Origin of the sequence: Caballeronia sp. LZ062 (assembly GCF_031450785.1) — a bacterium.
Lineage (GTDB): Bacteria > Pseudomonadota > Gammaproteobacteria > Burkholderiales > Burkholderiaceae > Caballeronia.
Genome location: NZ_JARTWB010000002.1, coordinates 1,017,465 through 1,033,447, shown reverse-complemented (window position 1 = coordinate 1,033,447; position 15,983 = coordinate 1,017,465). Strand labels below are relative to the sequence as shown.

The window sequence follows — 15,983 nt, the reverse complement described above, 5'->3', positions numbered from 1 at the left end:
CCTGGACGAAGCGTGCGCCCGCCTCGCGAGCGCCTATCGGAATCGTCGCGCCCCAAACCTATCCACAATTCCCGGGGATCACTCTGTTGATAACTCCCCGAAAACTTCCTTAAGTCGTTGACCGCGAAGCCAAACCAACGCGCGCTTCCAACCGCGTCACTCGACGGGCGACTCGTCCCATCCATCGCCCGTATCCTCTTCGACTGACGCCTCTCAACTCCCCCGATACTGCGCCGCACTCGCCGCCGCGGGCGGTGCCGGCTTCTTCGGCGCCTTGTTGGCGGCGCCCGCCTCCGCCGCACCCGACGACATATAGGCCGGCGCAGCCTTCGCCTTCTGCTTCTGTCCGGCCGGCGGCGCGGTCGGCGCCTTCTGCATGTCCGCAAGCATCTGCCCGCACGGCAACGGCTTGTTGTTGCTCGGCGCGATGAGGGGAATCAGCGCCGCAAACGGGTTGATCAGCCCGAGCCCCACCGCCGCGCCTCCGCGCACCGCGAGCGCTCCGACGTTCACGCCGACCTTGGGCTCCTTGAACGTGCCCTTCACATACAACGGCGAGCGCAACGAGAAGATGCGGAAACCCTTCGTGTGCGGGTGAATGCCCAGATCCATGTCCTCGGTCTTCAGGTTGATGGTGCCGTCGACATTGATCACCGCGTCGTCCGTATCGAGGGCGAAGACGCGTGAATCCAGCACGCCGTTCGTCACCACGAAATCCGCCGCCGCGCAATTGATGCTCACGTCACGGTTGCCGAAGAGCTTCTCATAGACCACGTTCGCCACGTTGAGACCGGCCGCCTCCATGTAGAGCCGGCTCACCGTGCCTTGCGTGATGAGCGCCTTCACTTCGCCGTTCGAACTCGCGGCGAGCGCGGCGGGCGAATTCCCGGTCGCGGACAGCGCGGCGTCCCCGTTCACTTCGCCGAGCGCGGATTGCATCGTCTTGTTGGTCGGGAAAAGCTGCTTGAGCTTCAGATGCCGCGCTTCCGCCGAGACCTTGCCCTTCAGCGGCGCGTCGCTGCCGTCAAGATGAATATTGGATGCAAACGTGCCGCCCGCGACGCCGAACTTGAGCGGCTCGAGCGAGAGCACGCCGTCCTTCATCACCACATGCGTATAGAGATCGGTGATCGGCAGCTTCGGGTCCTTGATGATGCGCTGGCCGGTGAACTTCACGTCGGCATCGATGGCCTTCCAGCGGTCCGTTTTGAATTCCTCGGTCGGCAGCGCCTTGGCGGACGGCTGTTTCTTCGCGTCGCCGCGCTTTTCCTTGCTGGCGTTGGAATCGGCGCCAATGATCGGCGCGAGATCGGAGAACTGCAGCAGGTGCGATACGAGTTCGCCCTGCAACAGCGGCCGCGGCTTTCTGGCCGCATAGACAAGCGAACCATTGATATCGCTGCCGCCCACGCGCCCGGTGAAGTTCTCGTAATGGAAGACGTTGCCCTCTTCCCGGAACTGGCCGGTGAGGCGGCCTTCCGTCGCGAAAGGCGGCGTCTCCGGCAGCGTGACGCCGGTGAACGGATACAGATGCGCCATGCTGACCGCCTGCACCCACAGCCGAAGATCCACCGCCGCGAGATGCGCGGGATCGGTCACGGTGCCGACGAATGCAATATGCGTATCGCCGAGGCGAACATCGGCCTGAACGGGGAACGGGCGCTCTGCGTCCTGCACCGCGAGGACGCCGCCGAGCTTGCCTTCGCCCGACACTTTGCCGTTGTTGTAGGTGCCCTTCGCGGTCCAGCCGAACGCATACGGCGGAATCGGCGCCTTCGGGGCGTTCTTCGTGGTGATGCTCTTGTTCGCGGACGTGCTGGCCGGATTCGGCGCCGATGCGTTCGCCGCCGCAGCCGCCGACGCCGCCGACGCTGCGGATGCCTCCGAAGCCGCCGCCGCATCCGCCTGCTTGCTGAGCTTGGCCGCCCCGCCCTTGCCCACCATCTCCGCCGACGACTTCGTCGATGCCGCTTCCTGCTGCTTCATCACTTCGCCGATCGGCACCGCCTGGCCGAGCGTATCGACGACGACGTCCATCTGCGTCTTGGTCACTTCGTCATGAACGCCGATGGTCCCCTTCGCGAGCGAGATGTCGCCGAGCTTGAGATTCCATGTCGAAGGCTGGCTCGACTGCTTGAACTTGAATGTCCAGTTGTTGCGGTTGTCCTTCAATCGCTCGATGTCGATGGACGGATTCACGAGGTTGATGTTCGGGATCACGATGTCGTGCGCAAGCAGCGGCAGCACCGCGACCTGGAAGTCGATCTCGTCGAGCGTCGCGAAGTGCTGCTGACGCGCCCAGTCCGGATTCGCGATGGTGATTTTCTCGGCGGAAAAGCGCGGCCACGGCACCCACCGCTTCCAGCCGGTTTCATTCGGCGGGCGCCGCCAGCCGACCTTCAGATCGCCCGTGATCTGAAACTGGCGTCCGATTGCCTGGGAAACCTTGTCGTCGATCCAGGGCCGCAGCCGGTTCCAGTCGAAGGTCAGGAACACGATCACCAGCACGGCGATCAGGATCGCGAGAATGGCGAAGAACCATGCTGCGATCTTTCCGATTTTTCCGGCGGTTCGGGCTTGCGCCATGACCTCTCCATCCGTTTTTTCTGATTCACTTCGCGCCAGCATGACCCATGCCCGGTTTTATCGGCGAGCCCGCGTAAGATGACGGCCACAAGAGACTCCCCACGAATCCGCAGATGGCTAACGACAGACCGCTCGTAGCGGCAACGGGCGTCGCGCGCCGCGACGCGCTGCGCGGCACGGTGCTGCTGCATCCCACCAATTTCACACTCGACGCCGGCGAGCGCGTCGCGATCACGGGGCCTTCGGGTTCGGGAAAGAGCGTGTTTCTGCGCACGCTCGCGCTGCTCGATCCGTGCGATGCGGGCGTGATCACGTGGCGCGGCGAGCGGATCGAGCGCGCGGGCATTCCAGCGTATCGGCGGCGCGTCGCCTATATCGCGCAACGGCCCGCCATGCTGGACGGCACGGTCGAAGACAATCTGCGCTATCCGTACACGCTCAAGGCTTACCGCGATGCGCATTTCGACCGCGACGCTGCCGCGCGCCTCGCGCACGCAGCCGGACGCAGCGCCGATTTCCTCGACAAGCTCGCGAGCGATCTGTCCGGTGGCGAAGCGCAGATCGCGGCGTTCGTGCGCGTGCTGCAACTCGCGCCCGATGTGCTCTTGCTCGACGAGCCGACCGCCTCGCTCGATCCGGCGTCAGTGCGCGCCATCGAGGCGCTCGTCGGCGCATGGTTCGATGCGGGCGACGGTGCGAACTGTGCGAACGGCGCGCACGAGCGCGCGTGCATCTGGGTATCGCATGATCCGGAGCAGGCCCGGCGCGTCGCCACGCGCCATCTCGCCATGACGGCGGGCACGCTCACCGAGACGGCGGAGGCGCAATGACCGGCTATCAGAATCTGAGCCTCGTCGATATCGGGCTCGCGGCGGCGCTGATCGTCGTGAACGGGGCGCTCTCGGTCGCGCTCGGGCTCGGGCTGGAGCGGCGGCTCATGATCGCGGCGGTGCGCACCGTCGTGCAGCTGCTCTTCATCGGCTACGTGCTGGGCTGGGTGTTCGCGTTCAGCCGCTGGTACGTGGTGCTGCCGCTCATGGTGCTGATGACCGTGATCGCGGGACTCGCGGCGTCCGATCGCGGGCGACGCACGTATGCCGGTCAGCGGGCGGACAGCATTCTGTCGATCTGGGGCAGCTCGTGGCTGATCGGCGCGTTCGGCCTCTTTGCGGTGATCCGCATTCATCCGTGGTACGAGCCGCAATACACGATTCCGATTCTCGGCATGGTGCTCGGCAACACGCTGACGGGCGTGTCCCTTGGCATCGAACGGATGACGGAGGAACTGACCGCCGGGCGCGCGGCGGTCGAAATGTCGCTCGCACTCGGCGCGACGCGCTGGGAAGCGGCGAAAGGACCCGCGCGCCAGGCGGTGCGCGCGGGCATGATTCCGACGCTCAACCAGATGGCCGTGGTCGGTCTCGTGAGCCTGCCCGGCATGATGACCGGGCAAGTGCTGGCGGGCCAGTCGCCGTTGCAAGCGGTGCGCTATCAGATCGTCATCATGTTTCTGATCGCGGCGGCGTCCGGGCTCGGCGTGGTCGGCGCCGTGGTGCTGACTTACCGGCGGCTCTTCTCGCCGGACCACCGCTTCATGGCGTCGAAGCTGGTCGAGCGCAAGGCGAAGAAGCGCCGCGCGTGATCAGGCGCCGTGGTACGCGCGCTCCAGTTCGGCGATGTCGAGCTTGATCATGTTCATCATCGCCTTCATCGTGCGGTTGGCCTTGGCCGGGTCGGGGTCCTGAAGCATGGCGCGCAGACGCGACGGCGCAATCTGCCACGTCACGCCGAAGCGGTCCGTCACCCAGCCGCAGGCGAGCGCCTGTCCGCCGTCGATCAGCTTGTCCCAGTACCGGTCGATCTCGTCCTGGCTATCGCAGTTGACGAACATGGAAATGGCGGGCGTGAACTTGAACTGCGAACCGCCGTTGATCGCCATGAACTCCTCGCCGTCGAGTTCGAACAGCACGGCAAGCACGCTGCCCGCGGGACCGGGGCTCGCTTCCGTATGACGCATGGTTTCGGTGATGCGCGCGTTATCGAACACGGTGAGATAGAAGTCGACGGCCTGTTGCGCGTTGTCGGCCTCGAACCACAGGCAGGGCGATATCTTTTGCATGAGCGTTTCTCCTTTTCGGATTCGGAAACCGCTTTGCTTCATTCGCGCGGCGCGCACTGGCCCTGCTGCATCTCGGCAGGACTGACATCGCGCGTATGCGTGGCGACCGACCACTGATGCCCGAACGGGTCTTCCAGACGCCCGTAGCGGTCGCCCCAGAACATGTCGGCGACGGGCATGGTCACGCGCGCGCCGGCGGCTTCCGCCTGCTTCACCGTGGCGTCGGCATCTTGCACGTACAGATGGATGGTCACAGGCGAGCCATTCAACGACTTCGCGCCCAGCATGCCGAAATCCGGGTGTTCGTCGACTAGCATCAACATCGAATCGCCAATTTTGACCATGGCGTGCATGAGCTTGCCGTCCTTGCCCGGCAGGCGTCCCATTTCGACCGCGCCGAACGCGCGCTTGTAGAACTCGATGGCCTCGGCCGCGCCCGCGCAGACGAGGTGCGGGGTCAGCGAGTGCATGCCTTCGGGAATGGCTTGGACGGCGGTGTGCGACATGGCGGCTCCATGATTGAACGTGGTGGACGAGCGGGCGCACCCGCTCTCATTCCTACAACGTGCAAGCATGCCGCCAATCGACATCGCTTCGCGCACCGGGCGCAATTTTTTGCAGACACACACGCAGAGACGCCGCCGAAAGCCGCCGTTACGACGAAAGCTGCTCCGCGAGCGAACGAATCAGCGCTTCGAGCCGCGAAAAGTTGACGGGCTTCGTCAGATGGTCGCGAAAGCCTGCCTCGCGGCAGCGCCGGATGTCCTCGTCCATGCCGTATCCCGTGATGGCGACCGAAGGCTTGTCCGGCTGAAGTTCGCGCCACGCCCGCGCGATGTCCAGCCCGCTGCCGTCCGGCAAGCCGATATCGCTCACCAGCAGGTCGAACGGCGCACTCTTCGCGCGTTCGAGCGCCGCCGCGACGGTCGTGGCGACGGCGACGTCGTGGCCGAGCATTTCAAGCACTTCTGCCATGGCGGAAGACGTCTGCTCGTTGTCCTCCACGAGCAGCACGCGCAGCGCGCGGCCCGTCTCGTGGCGCGCGGCTTCCGGCAGCGGCGCGGCTTCGTGCGTCGGCTGAACCCGCGCGAGCGGCAGCGTCAGCGTGAAGCGCGCGCCCAGGTCGCGGCCGTCGCTGTGCGCCGACAGCGTGCCGCCGTGCTTCTGCGCGAGCGTGCTCGCGATGGCAAGACCGAGACCCAGTCCGCCGAACGAGCGCGTGATGGAGTCGTCGGCCTGTTCGAACGCCGAGAAAATGCGCGGCAACGCCTCGGCGCTGATGCCGATGCCGCTGTCCGTCACCGACACCGCGATGGTTCTGTCGTCGGGATTCCACGTGCGCACTTCGATGCGCCCGCTCGCCGGCGTGAACTTGACCGCGTTCTTCATCAGGTTCCAGATGATCTGCTGTAGGCGCGCGGCATCGCCCAGCACGACGAAGCGCTCCGCCTCGAACTTCGTTTCGAGCGTGAGCCGCTTTGCGCGCAGATCGGCCTCGGACATGTCGACCGCGCTCGTGAGCAGCGTATCCAGCGCGACGTTCGCGAAGTTGAGGCTCAACTTGCCGCGCGCGATGCTCGTCAGGTCGAGCAGATCGTCGATCAGCCGCGCTTCCAGTTCGACGTTGCGGCGGATCAGATCGAGCGTCGGGTGCGCCTCGGGCGGCAACGGATGCTTGATTTCGAGGAGCCGGACGGCCGCGAGAATCGGCGTGAGCGGCGTGCGCAGTTCGTGCGAGAGCACCGCCAGAAAATGATCCTTCGCGCGGTTCGCGGATTCCGCCTGATCCTTGGCGAGCCGCAATGCATCGGCGGCCATGTGGGCCTCGGTCGCGTCGCGCACGATCTTCGAGAACCCGATCAGCTCGTCGTGCTCGGTGCGAATCGCGGTCGTCACGCCGGACGCGAAGAACGAATGCCCGTCCTTGCGCCACAGCCAGCGATCGTCGCTCGCGCTGCCTTCGCGCCGCGCCGTCTCCAGTTCGTTGTCGTAGACGCCGACTTCACGGTCTTCCTGGCTGTAGAAGATGCTCGCGCTCTGTCCGAGCACGTCCTGCGCCGGAAAACCGAGGATGCGCTCCGACGCCGCGTTCCATGTGCGAATGCGGCCTTCCGGATCCAGCGTGATGACGGCGTAGTCTTTCAGCGCGTCGATCAAGAGGCCAAAGTGCGTTTCGGTTTCGCGCAGCGCGCGCTCCACCGCGATGCGTTGGGCGCGTTCGGCGCTTTCGCGCATCGCGCGGCGCACCACCGCTGGCAGGCGTTGCAGGCGCTGTTTGAGCACGTAGTCGGTCGCGCCGCGCTTGAGCATGTCGACGGCGTGTTCTTCGCCGAGCAAGCCCGATACGAAGATGAACGGCGTGTCCGGCGCACGTTCGCTCGCGAGGGACAAGGCCTCGATGCCCGAGAACGTGGGCATCACGAAGTCGGCGAGAATCACGTCGAAGCGTTGGGTGTCGATTGCGGCGATGAAGCTCGCGGAGTCGTAGACGATGGTCGCGTCGACGACGTAATCGGCGCGTTCGAGCTGGGCGATCGTCAGTTCCGCATCGAGTGCGTTATCTTCGACGAGAAGCAAATGCAGGGGCTGCATGGTTTAGGCGGCCTCGCTCGTAAGCGGGCGCGCTCGCGCGGGAAGAATCACAAGGGCGAACATGGACACAGGTCACTGCCCCGCCGACGGACGACGAAAGCGCGTGGAGCCCGGCGGCGGCTCGTTCAGCACGGCCCAGAAGACGCCGAGATCGCTGATCGCCTCGACGAATTCCGCGAATTCCACGGGCTTCACCACGTAGGCGTTCACGCCGAGTTCGTAGCTGCGCAAGAGGTCCTGCTCCTCGCGCGACGAAGTCAGCATGACGACCGGAATGCTCTTGAGCCCCGCGTTCGTGCGCACCATGTCGAGCACTTCGAGTCCGTCGATCTTCGGCAGCTTCAGATCGAGCAGGACGACCGCGGGATTGCCCGGCGCGCGTTCCTTCCACTGGCCTTCGCAAGTGAGGAAATCGATGGCTTCCTGGCCGTCGCGCGCGACGATCACTTCGTTGGCGAGCTGACTCTTGTCGAGCGCGACCAGCGTGAGCTCGAGATCGTTCGGGTTGTCTTCGACAAGCAGTATCGGTTTAAGCATGGTCTGGTCTTGATTTTGTCACTGACGTTGCGGAGGCAGCCTTCGACTTTCCGGCCTCCCGGCCCGTCACGCTTTGAAACTCGACCGGCAGCGAGAAATAAAATACGGCGCCCTCGCCAAGCCGGCCTTCTGCCCACGTCCGCCCTTCATGCCGCTCGACGATACGCCGCACGTTCGCGAGGCCGATGCCCGTGCCTTCGAATTCTTCCGCGCGATGCAGCCGCTGGAACACGCCGAACAGCTTGCCTTCGTACTTCATGTCGAAGCCGACGCCGTTGTCACGGACACCGATGACGTGCTCGTCGCCGCTTCGCGTCGCGAATATCTCAATTTTCGCCGATTCCCGCGTCCGCGTATATTTCACCGCGTTCGAAATGAGATTGCGCACGGCCAACTGCAGGAAAGCGGCGTCGCCGATGACGCGCGGCAAATCGCCGATCACCCATTCGATGCGCCGGCCGGCGGTCTCCGCTTCGTACTCGCGCACGATCAGGCGCACCAGTTGTCCGAGATCGACCGGCGCGGGACGCAGGGCGGCGCGGCCCATCTGCGAGAACGTCAAAAGATCGTCGACGAGCGTTCCCGCGAAACGCGCCGACTCCAGCATGTTGTTCAGGAAGCGCCGGCTCTTGTCGGACATGCGCTCGGCTTCGAGCTCGCGCAGCAAGTCTCCGTAGCCGGCGATATGACGCAGCGGCGCGCGCAGGTCGTGCGACACGGAATACGAGAACGCTTCCAGTTCCTTGTTCGCGCGGGCAAGTTCCGTCGCGAGTTCGGCGCGCTCTTCGGCGCGGCGCAGCACGATGTTCAGCAACGCGGCACGCAACTCGCCTGCGACTTCGAGTTCTGCTTGCCGCCACGACACCGAGTGCCCGCGCACGGTTTCCAGCCAGGGACTGAAGCTCGTGCGGGGCGCGCTCGCGCCGTCCGCGCGAGCAATCTTCACGGGCTCGCCGGCCCATTCGATCGTCTGCATCACCTCCGGCCGGAACCACACCAGATAGTTCCGAAAAATCTGTGAGACCGGCACCGCCAGCACGCCGCACGCGGTGTCCTGATGCGCCTCTCCGGGCGGCCACTGGCGCGCGAGCGAATCCGTCGACCAGACGCCGCTCGTGTTTTCCGCGAGCCAGAGCGTGAGCGCGCGCACCGTCTCTTCGTCGGGCGTCGCGCCGATCAGCGTGATCTGCTCGTTCATCACGATGGCCGCGCCTTCGGAGCGCGTGAAGCTGAGAAGATCGCGCGGCACATCCTGCAGCCCGGTGACGAAGCTCTCGTGTTCGCCCATCGCCGAGATCAGGCGCGCCATCGTGCGGCGCAATTCGGTCAGATATTCGCCCTGCTTACGCTCCTCTTTCGCCTCGATTTGCAGCGACAGCATGTGCCCGAGATGCTCGACCGCCACGCGCGTGCTGAACGGCACGCGGCGCGCATCGTGATCGTGGCAGGAAATGAGGCCCCACAACTGACCGCGCACGACGATCGACACGGACATCGACGCATGCGTGCCCATGTTTCGCATGTATTCGAGATGCACCGGCGAGAAGCTGCGCAGCGAGGCGTAGCTGAGATCGGTCGGGCGGCCGGTCGCGGGGTTGACGGCGGGCACGAGCCGCGCGGGCACGTAGTTCACGTCCGAAACGAGGCGGATGCGGTTGCGCAGATAGAGCGCGCGCGCCTGACGCGGAATATCCGACGCAGGGAAAAACTGGTGCAGAAAGGACGCATAGCGCGGGTCGCGATCTTCGGCGAGCACGTGGCTGCGGCCTTCGGCATCGAAGCTATAGAGCATCACGCGACCGAACCCGCAGATCGCGCGCATCTGACGCACGGTCAGTTCGGCAAGCTCGTCCACCGTGCCGGCATCTTGCAAGTCGCGCGCGAAGGTGCGCACGAGCGGATATATCGACGAGAACGTGGCCTCGCCCGGCTGCGCCGCCGCTTCCATCTCGACGATCAGCACACCGTCGTGGCGATGCACCGTGACGTCCAGGGGCACGGGCGCGTTCGTCACGCCGACGTAAAGCGGTGCGTCGTCCACTCGCATCGTCGAGGCTGCATGCACGATACGCCGGGCGGAATCCTCGCCGAGCAGCGCACCGAGCGGCTTGCCGAGCAGCGCCTCGACGTTTTCACCCGTCAGCGCGGAGACGTTCTCGCTCGCCTGCGCGATGCGTGGACCGGCTTCATCACCGGCGTCTTCGGCCAGCACAAGCAAATAACCGTGCGGCTGAATGCCGCCAGGAATATGGATCGGCTCCGCGTCGCAGTCCTTGCCCGCCACGCCCGAATCGAGCGTGCGGCGACGCGCTTCCGCGTCCGGCGGACCATTCACATGAGCCGGGTCACAACCCGCGCCGAGCGGCGTCTCTGCGTTGTTGCTCATGCGGCGGCTCCCGAGATCGCGGGGGCGTCGAGCGATCCCACGCACAGCCAGGCCTGCAGACTCTCGAACGTTTCGATGGCGGCGCGCACCGCCGCGTCGTATTGCGCTTCGGGGACGACCGCGGCGGCGGTTTCGCGAAACGCATTCCACATGCTGCCCGTGCGCGAGCCGTATCCGTCGAAGTAGGCGTTGCCGACGCCCGGCGCAAGACTCAGTTGCGCGGCGACGTGCGGCGCGATAAAGCGCCCGCCGAGCGTCGAGCCTTCCATCACATAGAGCGAGCCGAATGCGCTGCCGAGGTCGTCGAGACGCGGCAGACTCCGTGCGTCCGCGACCACGACGGACTCGGCGGCGGCACGTTCGCCGCTCAGCGCGGCGAGGTCGGCGGCAAGGAGCGGCGCCTTGCGGCGTTCATCGAAAAACGCCTGAAGCGATGCGGGCAGGCACACGGCCACCGCGTCTTCCCACGGCGCGACATAGCCATAGAAACGTCCGAGCAGCGCGATGTAGTGGTCGCGAAGCAAGCCGTCCCGCATCAAATCGAGCGCGTGCTCCAGGCGGGAATGGCACGCAGCGGTTTCTTGCTTCAGGCGGGACAGAAGGTCGTGTCGCATGTTCGGTTGTGTGGCTTGTTGCGCCGGATATGCGGCAAAAGGCATGCTGCGCGGAACGGCTTACCGGCCGATAAAGCGTTGCGCCTGGGAACCGGTAAAAACGGCAATGTCGCTGATCTTTTTTGAGACAGGCAATCATTCTACGCAACCCGCCCGGGCGATGTCATGGACATCGGCACTTCGGCGCGACCCTTTGTGGCACCCGGGCGTAAGACTTACTCCGTCGGGCCGCGTTGCCGGTCCGTATCGACAAGACCGCGTTCGAGGTCCTCATGCGCCTGCCTGCCGACATCGCGTGGCGCTTCCTCGTCCTGCGATTGCACGCTCTGGTCGGTCTCGTGCGGCAGCGGCGGCTTCGCCCGCTCGTCGGTTTCGCCTCCTTGCGGCGCTTGCGGCGCGCTGCGCGGTTCGTCTTTCGCCTGCTTCATGATCATCTCCGTCGATGCCGGTGCGTGGCTCACCCGCGCGAGCCGTCGATGCCGAGGCGCTTCTTCATCTGCGCCGTGAGCCGCTGACGCGCCTTCGCGTAGCCTTCCCACGGATCGGCGGTCAGCGCGTCCATCCGCTCGCGCGCATTGCCGATGTTCCATTGATCGCCGCGCGTGGTGTCGTCGAGTTCGTCCCAGCTGATCGGCATCGACGCGCCCATGCCCGGCCGCGCCCGCAGCGAGAACGCGCAGACCGTGCTGGAGCCGCGGTTGTTGCGCAGATAATCGACGAAAATCTTATCCCGCCGATTTTGCATGCCCATTTTCGCCGAGAAAAATTTCGGCAGCGTCTTTGCCATGAACTGCGCGACGGCCTGCGAGAAGCCCTTCATCTCGTCCCAGCCCGCCTGCTTCGCGAGCGGCACGACCACATGCAGCCCCTTGCCGCCGCTCGTCTTGCAGAACGAAGTAAGGCCGAGTTCTTCGAGCAGATCGCGTGTCAGCCTCGCCGCCTCCACCATCCGATCCCAGCCGACGCCCTCGCCCGGATCGAGATCGAACACCATGCGATCCGGCTTCTCGATATTCGACGCCACCGAATTCCACGTATGCAGCTCGATCGTGCCCATTTGCGCGGTGCCGACGAGCGCCTGCGCCGATTCGACCGTCAAAAGCGGCGGATGCCCGGGGTCGACGTCCGGATGCTGCGTGATGTGCGGAATCGCGAGCCGCGCGCTGTGCTTCTGGAAGAACAGTTCGCCGCCAATATCGTCGGGCGCGCGCACGAGCGACACCGGCCGGTCCTGCAAGTGCGGCAGCATCCATTCGGCAATCGACGCGTAATACTCTACGACATCGATCTTTCTCAATCCCGTCGACTTGTCGATCACGCGGTCCGGATGGCTGATCTTCACGCCTTCGATTTCGGTCGCGTTCGCGCGGGACTTGGCGGCTGTCTTCGCCGCGGTCTTCGTCGCTGTTTTGGCGGTGGTTTTGGCGGCCGTCTTGCGTGCTTTCGGCTTCGCGGCCGTCTTGGTTTCTTCCTCGGCCTCGACCTTCTCGGCCGATGCAGGCTCTTCCTTGACGATCTGCCGCGCGGGCTTGTCGTCGCGCAGACTGACGAACGATGCTTGTCGCACGATGCGCTCCTTGGTCCATTCAGCGAAATTGCACTCGGCCACGAGTTCGGGCTTCACCCAATGCACCGGCGTGCGGCTGCGTTCCTGCGGCTCTTTCTCGAACGGCATGCGATCGGTCGCGCGCTTGTCGAGTTCCTTCTTGACCGCGACGAGCGTCGCATGGTCGAAGCCGCTGCCCACGCGCCCCGCGTATTGCAGCTTGCCCTTGGCGTCATAGACGCCGAGCAGCAGCGCGCCGAACTGCCCGCGGCTGCCGGACGGCTCCGAGTAACCTGCGACGACGAATTCCTGTCTGCGGCGGCACTTGAGCTTGATCCACGAGTTGCTGCGCCCCGACACATACGTCGAGTCGATCCGCTTGCCGATGATGCCTTCGAGCGCCATGTCGCATGCGCTCTTCAGCAGATCGTCGGCGCTGAAGGCGAAGTCTTCGGAATAGCGCAAGGCCGGATCGTCGACCGGTTCGACGATCGCTTTCAAGAGCGCGCGGCGCTGCACGAGCGGCACGTTGCGCAGGTCGTAGCCGTTCAGAAACGCCAGATCGAAGAAGTACACGACGATGCCCTGCGGGCGCCCGACATCGAACGCGTTCTGCAGCGCCTGAAAATCCGGCAGCCCGCGGTCGTCGAGCACGACCGCTTCGCCATCGAGCCAGCCGCTTTCGATATCGAGCTTTTCCAGCGCCTTGACCTGCTTCGGAAACTTGGCGGTCCAGTCGTTGCCGTTGCGCGTGAAAACCCGGATATCGGTCTTGCCGTTCGTCGGCTCGATGCGCGCGAGCACGCGATACCCGTCGAACTTGATCTCGTAGGACCAGTCGTCGCTGGGCGGCGCGGCATCGACGAGCGTGGCGAGCTGCGGCTTGAGCAACGCGGGCAGCTTCGCTTTCTCGGCGCCCTCGATCGCGGGATCGTGCGACAACGCGCGCAGCGATTCGCTGTTGCGCGTCGCGACGATATCCGGGTGCGCGTGACCATCCGCTGCATCGCTGGCGCGCCGCGGCGCCGTTCTTCGCGCGGCCGGCTTCGCCTTGCGTTCATCGCGATCGCGCAGTTCGCCGGTCTCGAGCCGCGCGCCGAGCGAATCGGAAAGCACGCTGCCGGGTTTCTTCAGGAGTACGTCGTATTCGGATTCGGGCCGCGCTTCGTCGTCGCGCTCCTTGATGAGGAACCACTGCTCCTTGTCGCCGCTGCCGCGCATGTGACTGCGCACGAGCGTCCAGCCGCCGTGCAGCTTCTCGCCGTCGAGCGTGAACTTGAGCTTGCCTTTCTCGTACTCGCGGGCGGCATCTTCGGCGGTGCCGGTCTGCGGGGCCCAGGTTCCGCGATCCCACACGATGACACTGCCCGCGCCGTAATTGCCTTCGGGAATGTCGCCTTCGAACGAGCCGTAGTCGATCGGATGATCTTCGACATGCACCGCGAGCCGCTTCACCGACGGATCGAGGCTCGGGCCTTTCGGCACTGCCCACGATTTAAGCGTGCCGTCGAGTTCGAGCCGAAAGTCGTAGTGCAAGCGCCGCGCGTCGTGCTCCTGAATCACGAACGAAAGCGCCTGCGCGGCCGGCTTCTTGCGCCGCGCGGTCTTGCGTGCGGCGGTATTTTCGCCGGAAGGCTCCGGCGTCTCGTTGAAACGCCGCATCCGCTGGTAGGTTTCGAGCTTGCCCGTCATCGTCGTGAGTCCTTCTTGATGTCGTCCGATGGCCGTTCAACCCGCGTCAGGCGCGCTTGCGACGCGCCGTCTTGCGCGCCGGGCGCGCGGGTTCTTCGCCGGCGTCCTTGCCTGTGTCCTTGCCTGCATCGTCCCCGCCGTCGTCGGCATTGCCGCCGCGCTTGGTCGCGCCGCCCTTCTTCAGGCTGCGCTTGAGCAGTTCGGACAAGTCGAGAATGTCCGCGCTCGCCTTCGCTTCGCCGCCTTCATCGAACTTCATCACTTCGGCGACCTTGCCTTCCTTCACCTTCTTCTCGACGAGCGCCATGATGTCGTCGCGGAACGTGTCGTGATACTTGGTCGGGTCCCACGAGTCACTCATGTCGTCGATGAGGCGCTTGGCCATGTCCAGTTCCTTCGACGTGACGCCGGCCTTCTTCGTGTCTTCGTCCGGAAACGTGAACTGCGAGAAATCGCGCACCTCGTCGCCCCAGCGCAGCGTGTTCAGTGCGAGCGCAGGGCCGACCGGGATCAGCGCGGCGAGGTGTTGCTTGTTATGCAGCACGACGCTGGCGATACCGACCTTGCCGGTATCCTTCAGCGCGTCGCGCAGCAGCGCATAGACCTTTTCGCCCTTGCGGTCGGGCGTGAGGTAGTACGGCGTATCGAGCGAGAGGAACGAGATCTCGGGGGCATCGACGAACGAAAGGATATCGACCGTTTGCGTCGATTCGGGATTGGCCGCGCGGATTTCGGCGTCGGTCATCACGACGTACTTGCCCTTCTCATATTCGAAACCGCGCACGATGTTGTCGCGCGTGACGTCCTTGCCGGTGTTCTTGTTGATCTGCTTGTAGCCGATGGGGTCCATCGACCGTTTGTCGAGCAGATTGAATCCGACTTTCTCCGACTGCGTGGCCGGATAAAGTTGCACTGGCACGTGGACCAGCCCGAAGCTGATCGCGCCCTTCCAGATCATGTGCGGCATCGCGATTACCTCGCTGTCGGAACGGTCGATGCGTTGGCGTTGTTGGCGCTTGAGCGCTTCTGCGCGCGCTTGGGCGCGGCGCAATGCGCATCGATCCACGTAGCAGGAACGATGCCAAGCGCGCCGACGCGCTTAGATGCTCGACGGGAGATACCGTTCCGGTCTTGAGTTCGCGGATCGGAAAGACCGTTAGTTGCGATCAGCGATGCCGCAAGAAAGCGCGGCACGGTCGATCATTTGCGGCTCGCCGTGATGGCCAACTGGGTGCCGTCATCGAGCGTGACGGTCTTCTTCGATCCGTTGGACGTCGGCATCGTGAAGCGGACGATCTGACTCACGCGCGAATCGACAGGACACTGCAGCGCCTTGCCCGCGACTGTGACCTTGCTCGTGCCCTTCGGCGCATAGCCGCGGAAACTGAGTTGCACGTTGGCCGAGCCGTTGTCCGCGACGACCGGCGCGAAGCGGATCTGCACTTGCCGCACTGCCGCCCCGTCCGCGCTGCGGGGGATCGAAGAAAGCTGCGGGCAGCCGTCCGGCACCGGCTGAGCGCCCTTGGCCGCCGACGCTTGCCAGGTGAAGTCGTCGCTTTCGCCGGAGCGGATGGTGCGCGTCTCCTGCTCGTTGCCAAAGGTCTTCGACGTCATCTTGACCGTGTACTTGATCGGCCCGTCGTTAGGCGCCTCGGACAGCACCCGGATGCCCGGCGTTGCGTGAGCCGTCGCGAGCGCGCCGGATGCCAGTACGGCCGCGATGACAGCGCGCAGTGCGTTGGAACGTCGATTCATCCGGCATCTCCTGAATAACCGCGATAAGCGCGAAGAAGATCCGGCGCGGCGAGCGCCGGATCGGCTCAAGGCGAAGTCAGTCTAGCGCCGAGCTTGCGCGGGCTTCGTCAGGGAAAACCCGCGCACGCGCACTCCGGAAAAAATGCGCGGAAGCGT

Annotated in this window: 13 protein-coding genes; 2 read left to right on the top strand and 11 right to left on the bottom strand. The window is 64.9% G+C overall.

Features of this window, described 5'->3' with window-relative positions; genetic code table 11:
* Window positions 1-213: 213 nt before the first annotated feature.
* Window positions 214-2,586 (bottom strand): AsmA family protein, encoded by a 2,373-nt coding sequence (locus P9239_RS10890; RefSeq protein WP_309750606.1) that lies wholly within the window; start codon window positions 2,584-2,586, stop codon window positions 214-216.
* 113 nt (window positions 2,587-2,699) lie between these two features.
* Between P9239_RS10890 and P9239_RS10885 the strand changes: the two genes are divergently transcribed.
* Together P9239_RS10885 and P9239_RS10880 are read left to right on the top strand one after the other, a co-directional pair.
* Window positions 2,700-3,416 carry an ATP-binding cassette domain-containing protein gene (locus P9239_RS10885; protein ID WP_309750605.1) on the top strand — a complete coding sequence of 239 codons (717 nt, stop codon included), beginning with the start codon at window positions 2,700-2,702 and terminating at the stop codon, window positions 3,414-3,416.
* Window positions 3,413-4,228, top strand: a complete 816-nt coding sequence (locus P9239_RS10880) for an ABC transporter permease (protein ID WP_309750603.1) — start codon at window positions 3,413-3,415, stop codon at window positions 4,226-4,228. The genes P9239_RS10885 and P9239_RS10880 overlap by 4 nt, the downstream gene beginning before the upstream one ends.
* Here the strand turns inward: P9239_RS10880 and P9239_RS10875 are convergent, their stop codons facing one another.
* From P9239_RS10875 to P9239_RS10830, 10 genes are all read right to left on the bottom strand, one after another.
* Complete coding sequence (locus P9239_RS10875; protein ID WP_309750601.1) at window positions 4,229-4,705, bottom strand: VOC family protein; 477 nt, start codon at window positions 4,703-4,705, stop codon at window positions 4,229-4,231.
* Window positions 4,706-4,743: 38 nt separating this feature from the next.
* A complete protein-coding gene (locus P9239_RS10870; RefSeq protein ID WP_309750599.1) occupies window positions 4,744-5,211 on the bottom strand; it encodes a VOC family protein in 468 nt (155 codons plus the stop codon).
* 148 nt (window positions 5,212-5,359) lie between these two features.
* A complete protein-coding gene (locus P9239_RS10865; RefSeq protein ID WP_309750598.1) occupies window positions 5,360-7,297 on the bottom strand; it encodes a response regulator in 1,938 nt (645 codons plus the stop codon).
* Between the two features lie 72 nt (window positions 7,298-7,369).
* Window positions 7,370-7,834, bottom strand: a complete 465-nt coding sequence (locus P9239_RS10860; RefSeq protein WP_309750597.1) for a response regulator — start codon at window positions 7,832-7,834, stop codon at window positions 7,370-7,372.
* Complete coding sequence (locus tag P9239_RS10855; protein WP_309750595.1) at window positions 7,827-10,220, bottom strand: ATP-binding protein; 2,394 nt, start codon at window positions 10,218-10,220, stop codon at window positions 7,827-7,829. Before P9239_RS10855 ends, P9239_RS10860 begins: the two co-directional genes overlap by 8 nt.
* Window positions 10,217-10,834: a biliverdin-producing heme oxygenase gene (locus P9239_RS10850; protein WP_309750593.1), complete on the bottom strand. Its 618-nt coding sequence runs from the start codon at window positions 10,832-10,834 to the stop codon at window positions 10,217-10,219. The genes P9239_RS10855 and P9239_RS10850 overlap by 4 nt, the downstream gene beginning before the upstream one ends.
* 215 nt (window positions 10,835-11,049) lie before the next feature.
* The gene (locus P9239_RS10845) at window positions 11,050-11,262 is read right to left on the bottom strand and encodes a hypothetical protein (RefSeq protein WP_309750591.1); all 213 of its coding nucleotides are present in this window, start codon (window positions 11,260-11,262) and stop codon (window positions 11,050-11,052) included.
* Between the two features lie 29 nt (window positions 11,263-11,291).
* Window positions 11,292-14,072 (bottom strand): DNA ligase D, encoded by a 2,781-nt coding sequence (gene ligD / locus P9239_RS10840; RefSeq protein ID WP_309750589.1) that lies wholly within the window; start codon window positions 14,070-14,072, stop codon window positions 11,292-11,294.
* 46 nt (window positions 14,073-14,118) lie between these two features.
* The gene (locus P9239_RS10835) at window positions 14,119-15,039 is read right to left on the bottom strand and encodes a Ku protein (RefSeq protein ID WP_309750587.1); all 921 of its coding nucleotides are present in this window, start codon (window positions 15,037-15,039) and stop codon (window positions 14,119-14,121) included.
* 233 nt (window positions 15,040-15,272) lie between these two features.
* Window positions 15,273-15,827, bottom strand: a complete 555-nt coding sequence (locus P9239_RS10830; protein WP_309750585.1) for a DUF6013 family protein — start codon at window positions 15,825-15,827, stop codon at window positions 15,273-15,275.
* Window positions 15,828-15,983: the final 156 nt, after the last annotated feature.

Coding starts and splice junctions, on each gene's coding strand:
- P9239_RS10830 (WP_309750585.1), bottom strand. CDS start 15,827: ATGAATCGACGTTCCAACGCACTGCGCGCTGTCATCGCGGCCGTACTG.
- P9239_RS10855 (WP_309750595.1), bottom strand. CDS start 10,220: ATGAGCAACAACGCAGAGACGCCGCTCGGCGCGGGTTGTGACCCGGCT.
- P9239_RS10885 (WP_309750605.1), top strand. CDS start 2,700: ATGGCTAACGACAGACCGCTCGTAGCGGCAACGGGCGTCGCGCGCCGC.
- P9239_RS10835 (WP_309750587.1), bottom strand. CDS start 15,039: ATGCCGCACATGATCTGGAAGGGCGCGATCAGCTTCGGGCTGGTCCAC.
- P9239_RS10860 (WP_309750597.1), bottom strand. CDS start 7,834: ATGCTTAAACCGATACTGCTTGTCGAAGACAACCCGAACGATCTCGAG.
- P9239_RS10890 (WP_309750606.1), bottom strand. CDS start 2,586: ATGGCGCAAGCCCGAACCGCCGGAAAAATCGGAAAGATCGCAGCATGG.
- P9239_RS10880 (WP_309750603.1), top strand. CDS start 3,413: ATGACCGGCTATCAGAATCTGAGCCTCGTCGATATCGGGCTCGCGGCG.
- P9239_RS10850 (WP_309750593.1), bottom strand. CDS start 10,834: ATGCGACACGACCTTCTGTCCCGCCTGAAGCAAGAAACCGCTGCGTGC.
- P9239_RS10870 (WP_309750599.1), bottom strand. CDS start 5,211: ATGTCGCACACCGCCGTCCAAGCCATTCCCGAAGGCATGCACTCGCTG.
- P9239_RS10845 (WP_309750591.1), bottom strand. CDS start 11,262: ATGAAGCAGGCGAAAGACGAACCGCGCAGCGCGCCGCAAGCGCCGCAA.
- ligD (WP_309750589.1), bottom strand. CDS start 14,072: ATGACGGGCAAGCTCGAAACCTACCAGCGGATGCGGCGTTTCAACGAG.
- P9239_RS10875 (WP_309750601.1), bottom strand. CDS start 4,705: ATGCAAAAGATATCGCCCTGCCTGTGGTTCGAGGCCGACAACGCGCAA.
- P9239_RS10865 (WP_309750598.1), bottom strand. CDS start 7,297: ATGCAGCCCCTGCATTTGCTTCTCGTCGAAGATAACGCACTCGATGCG.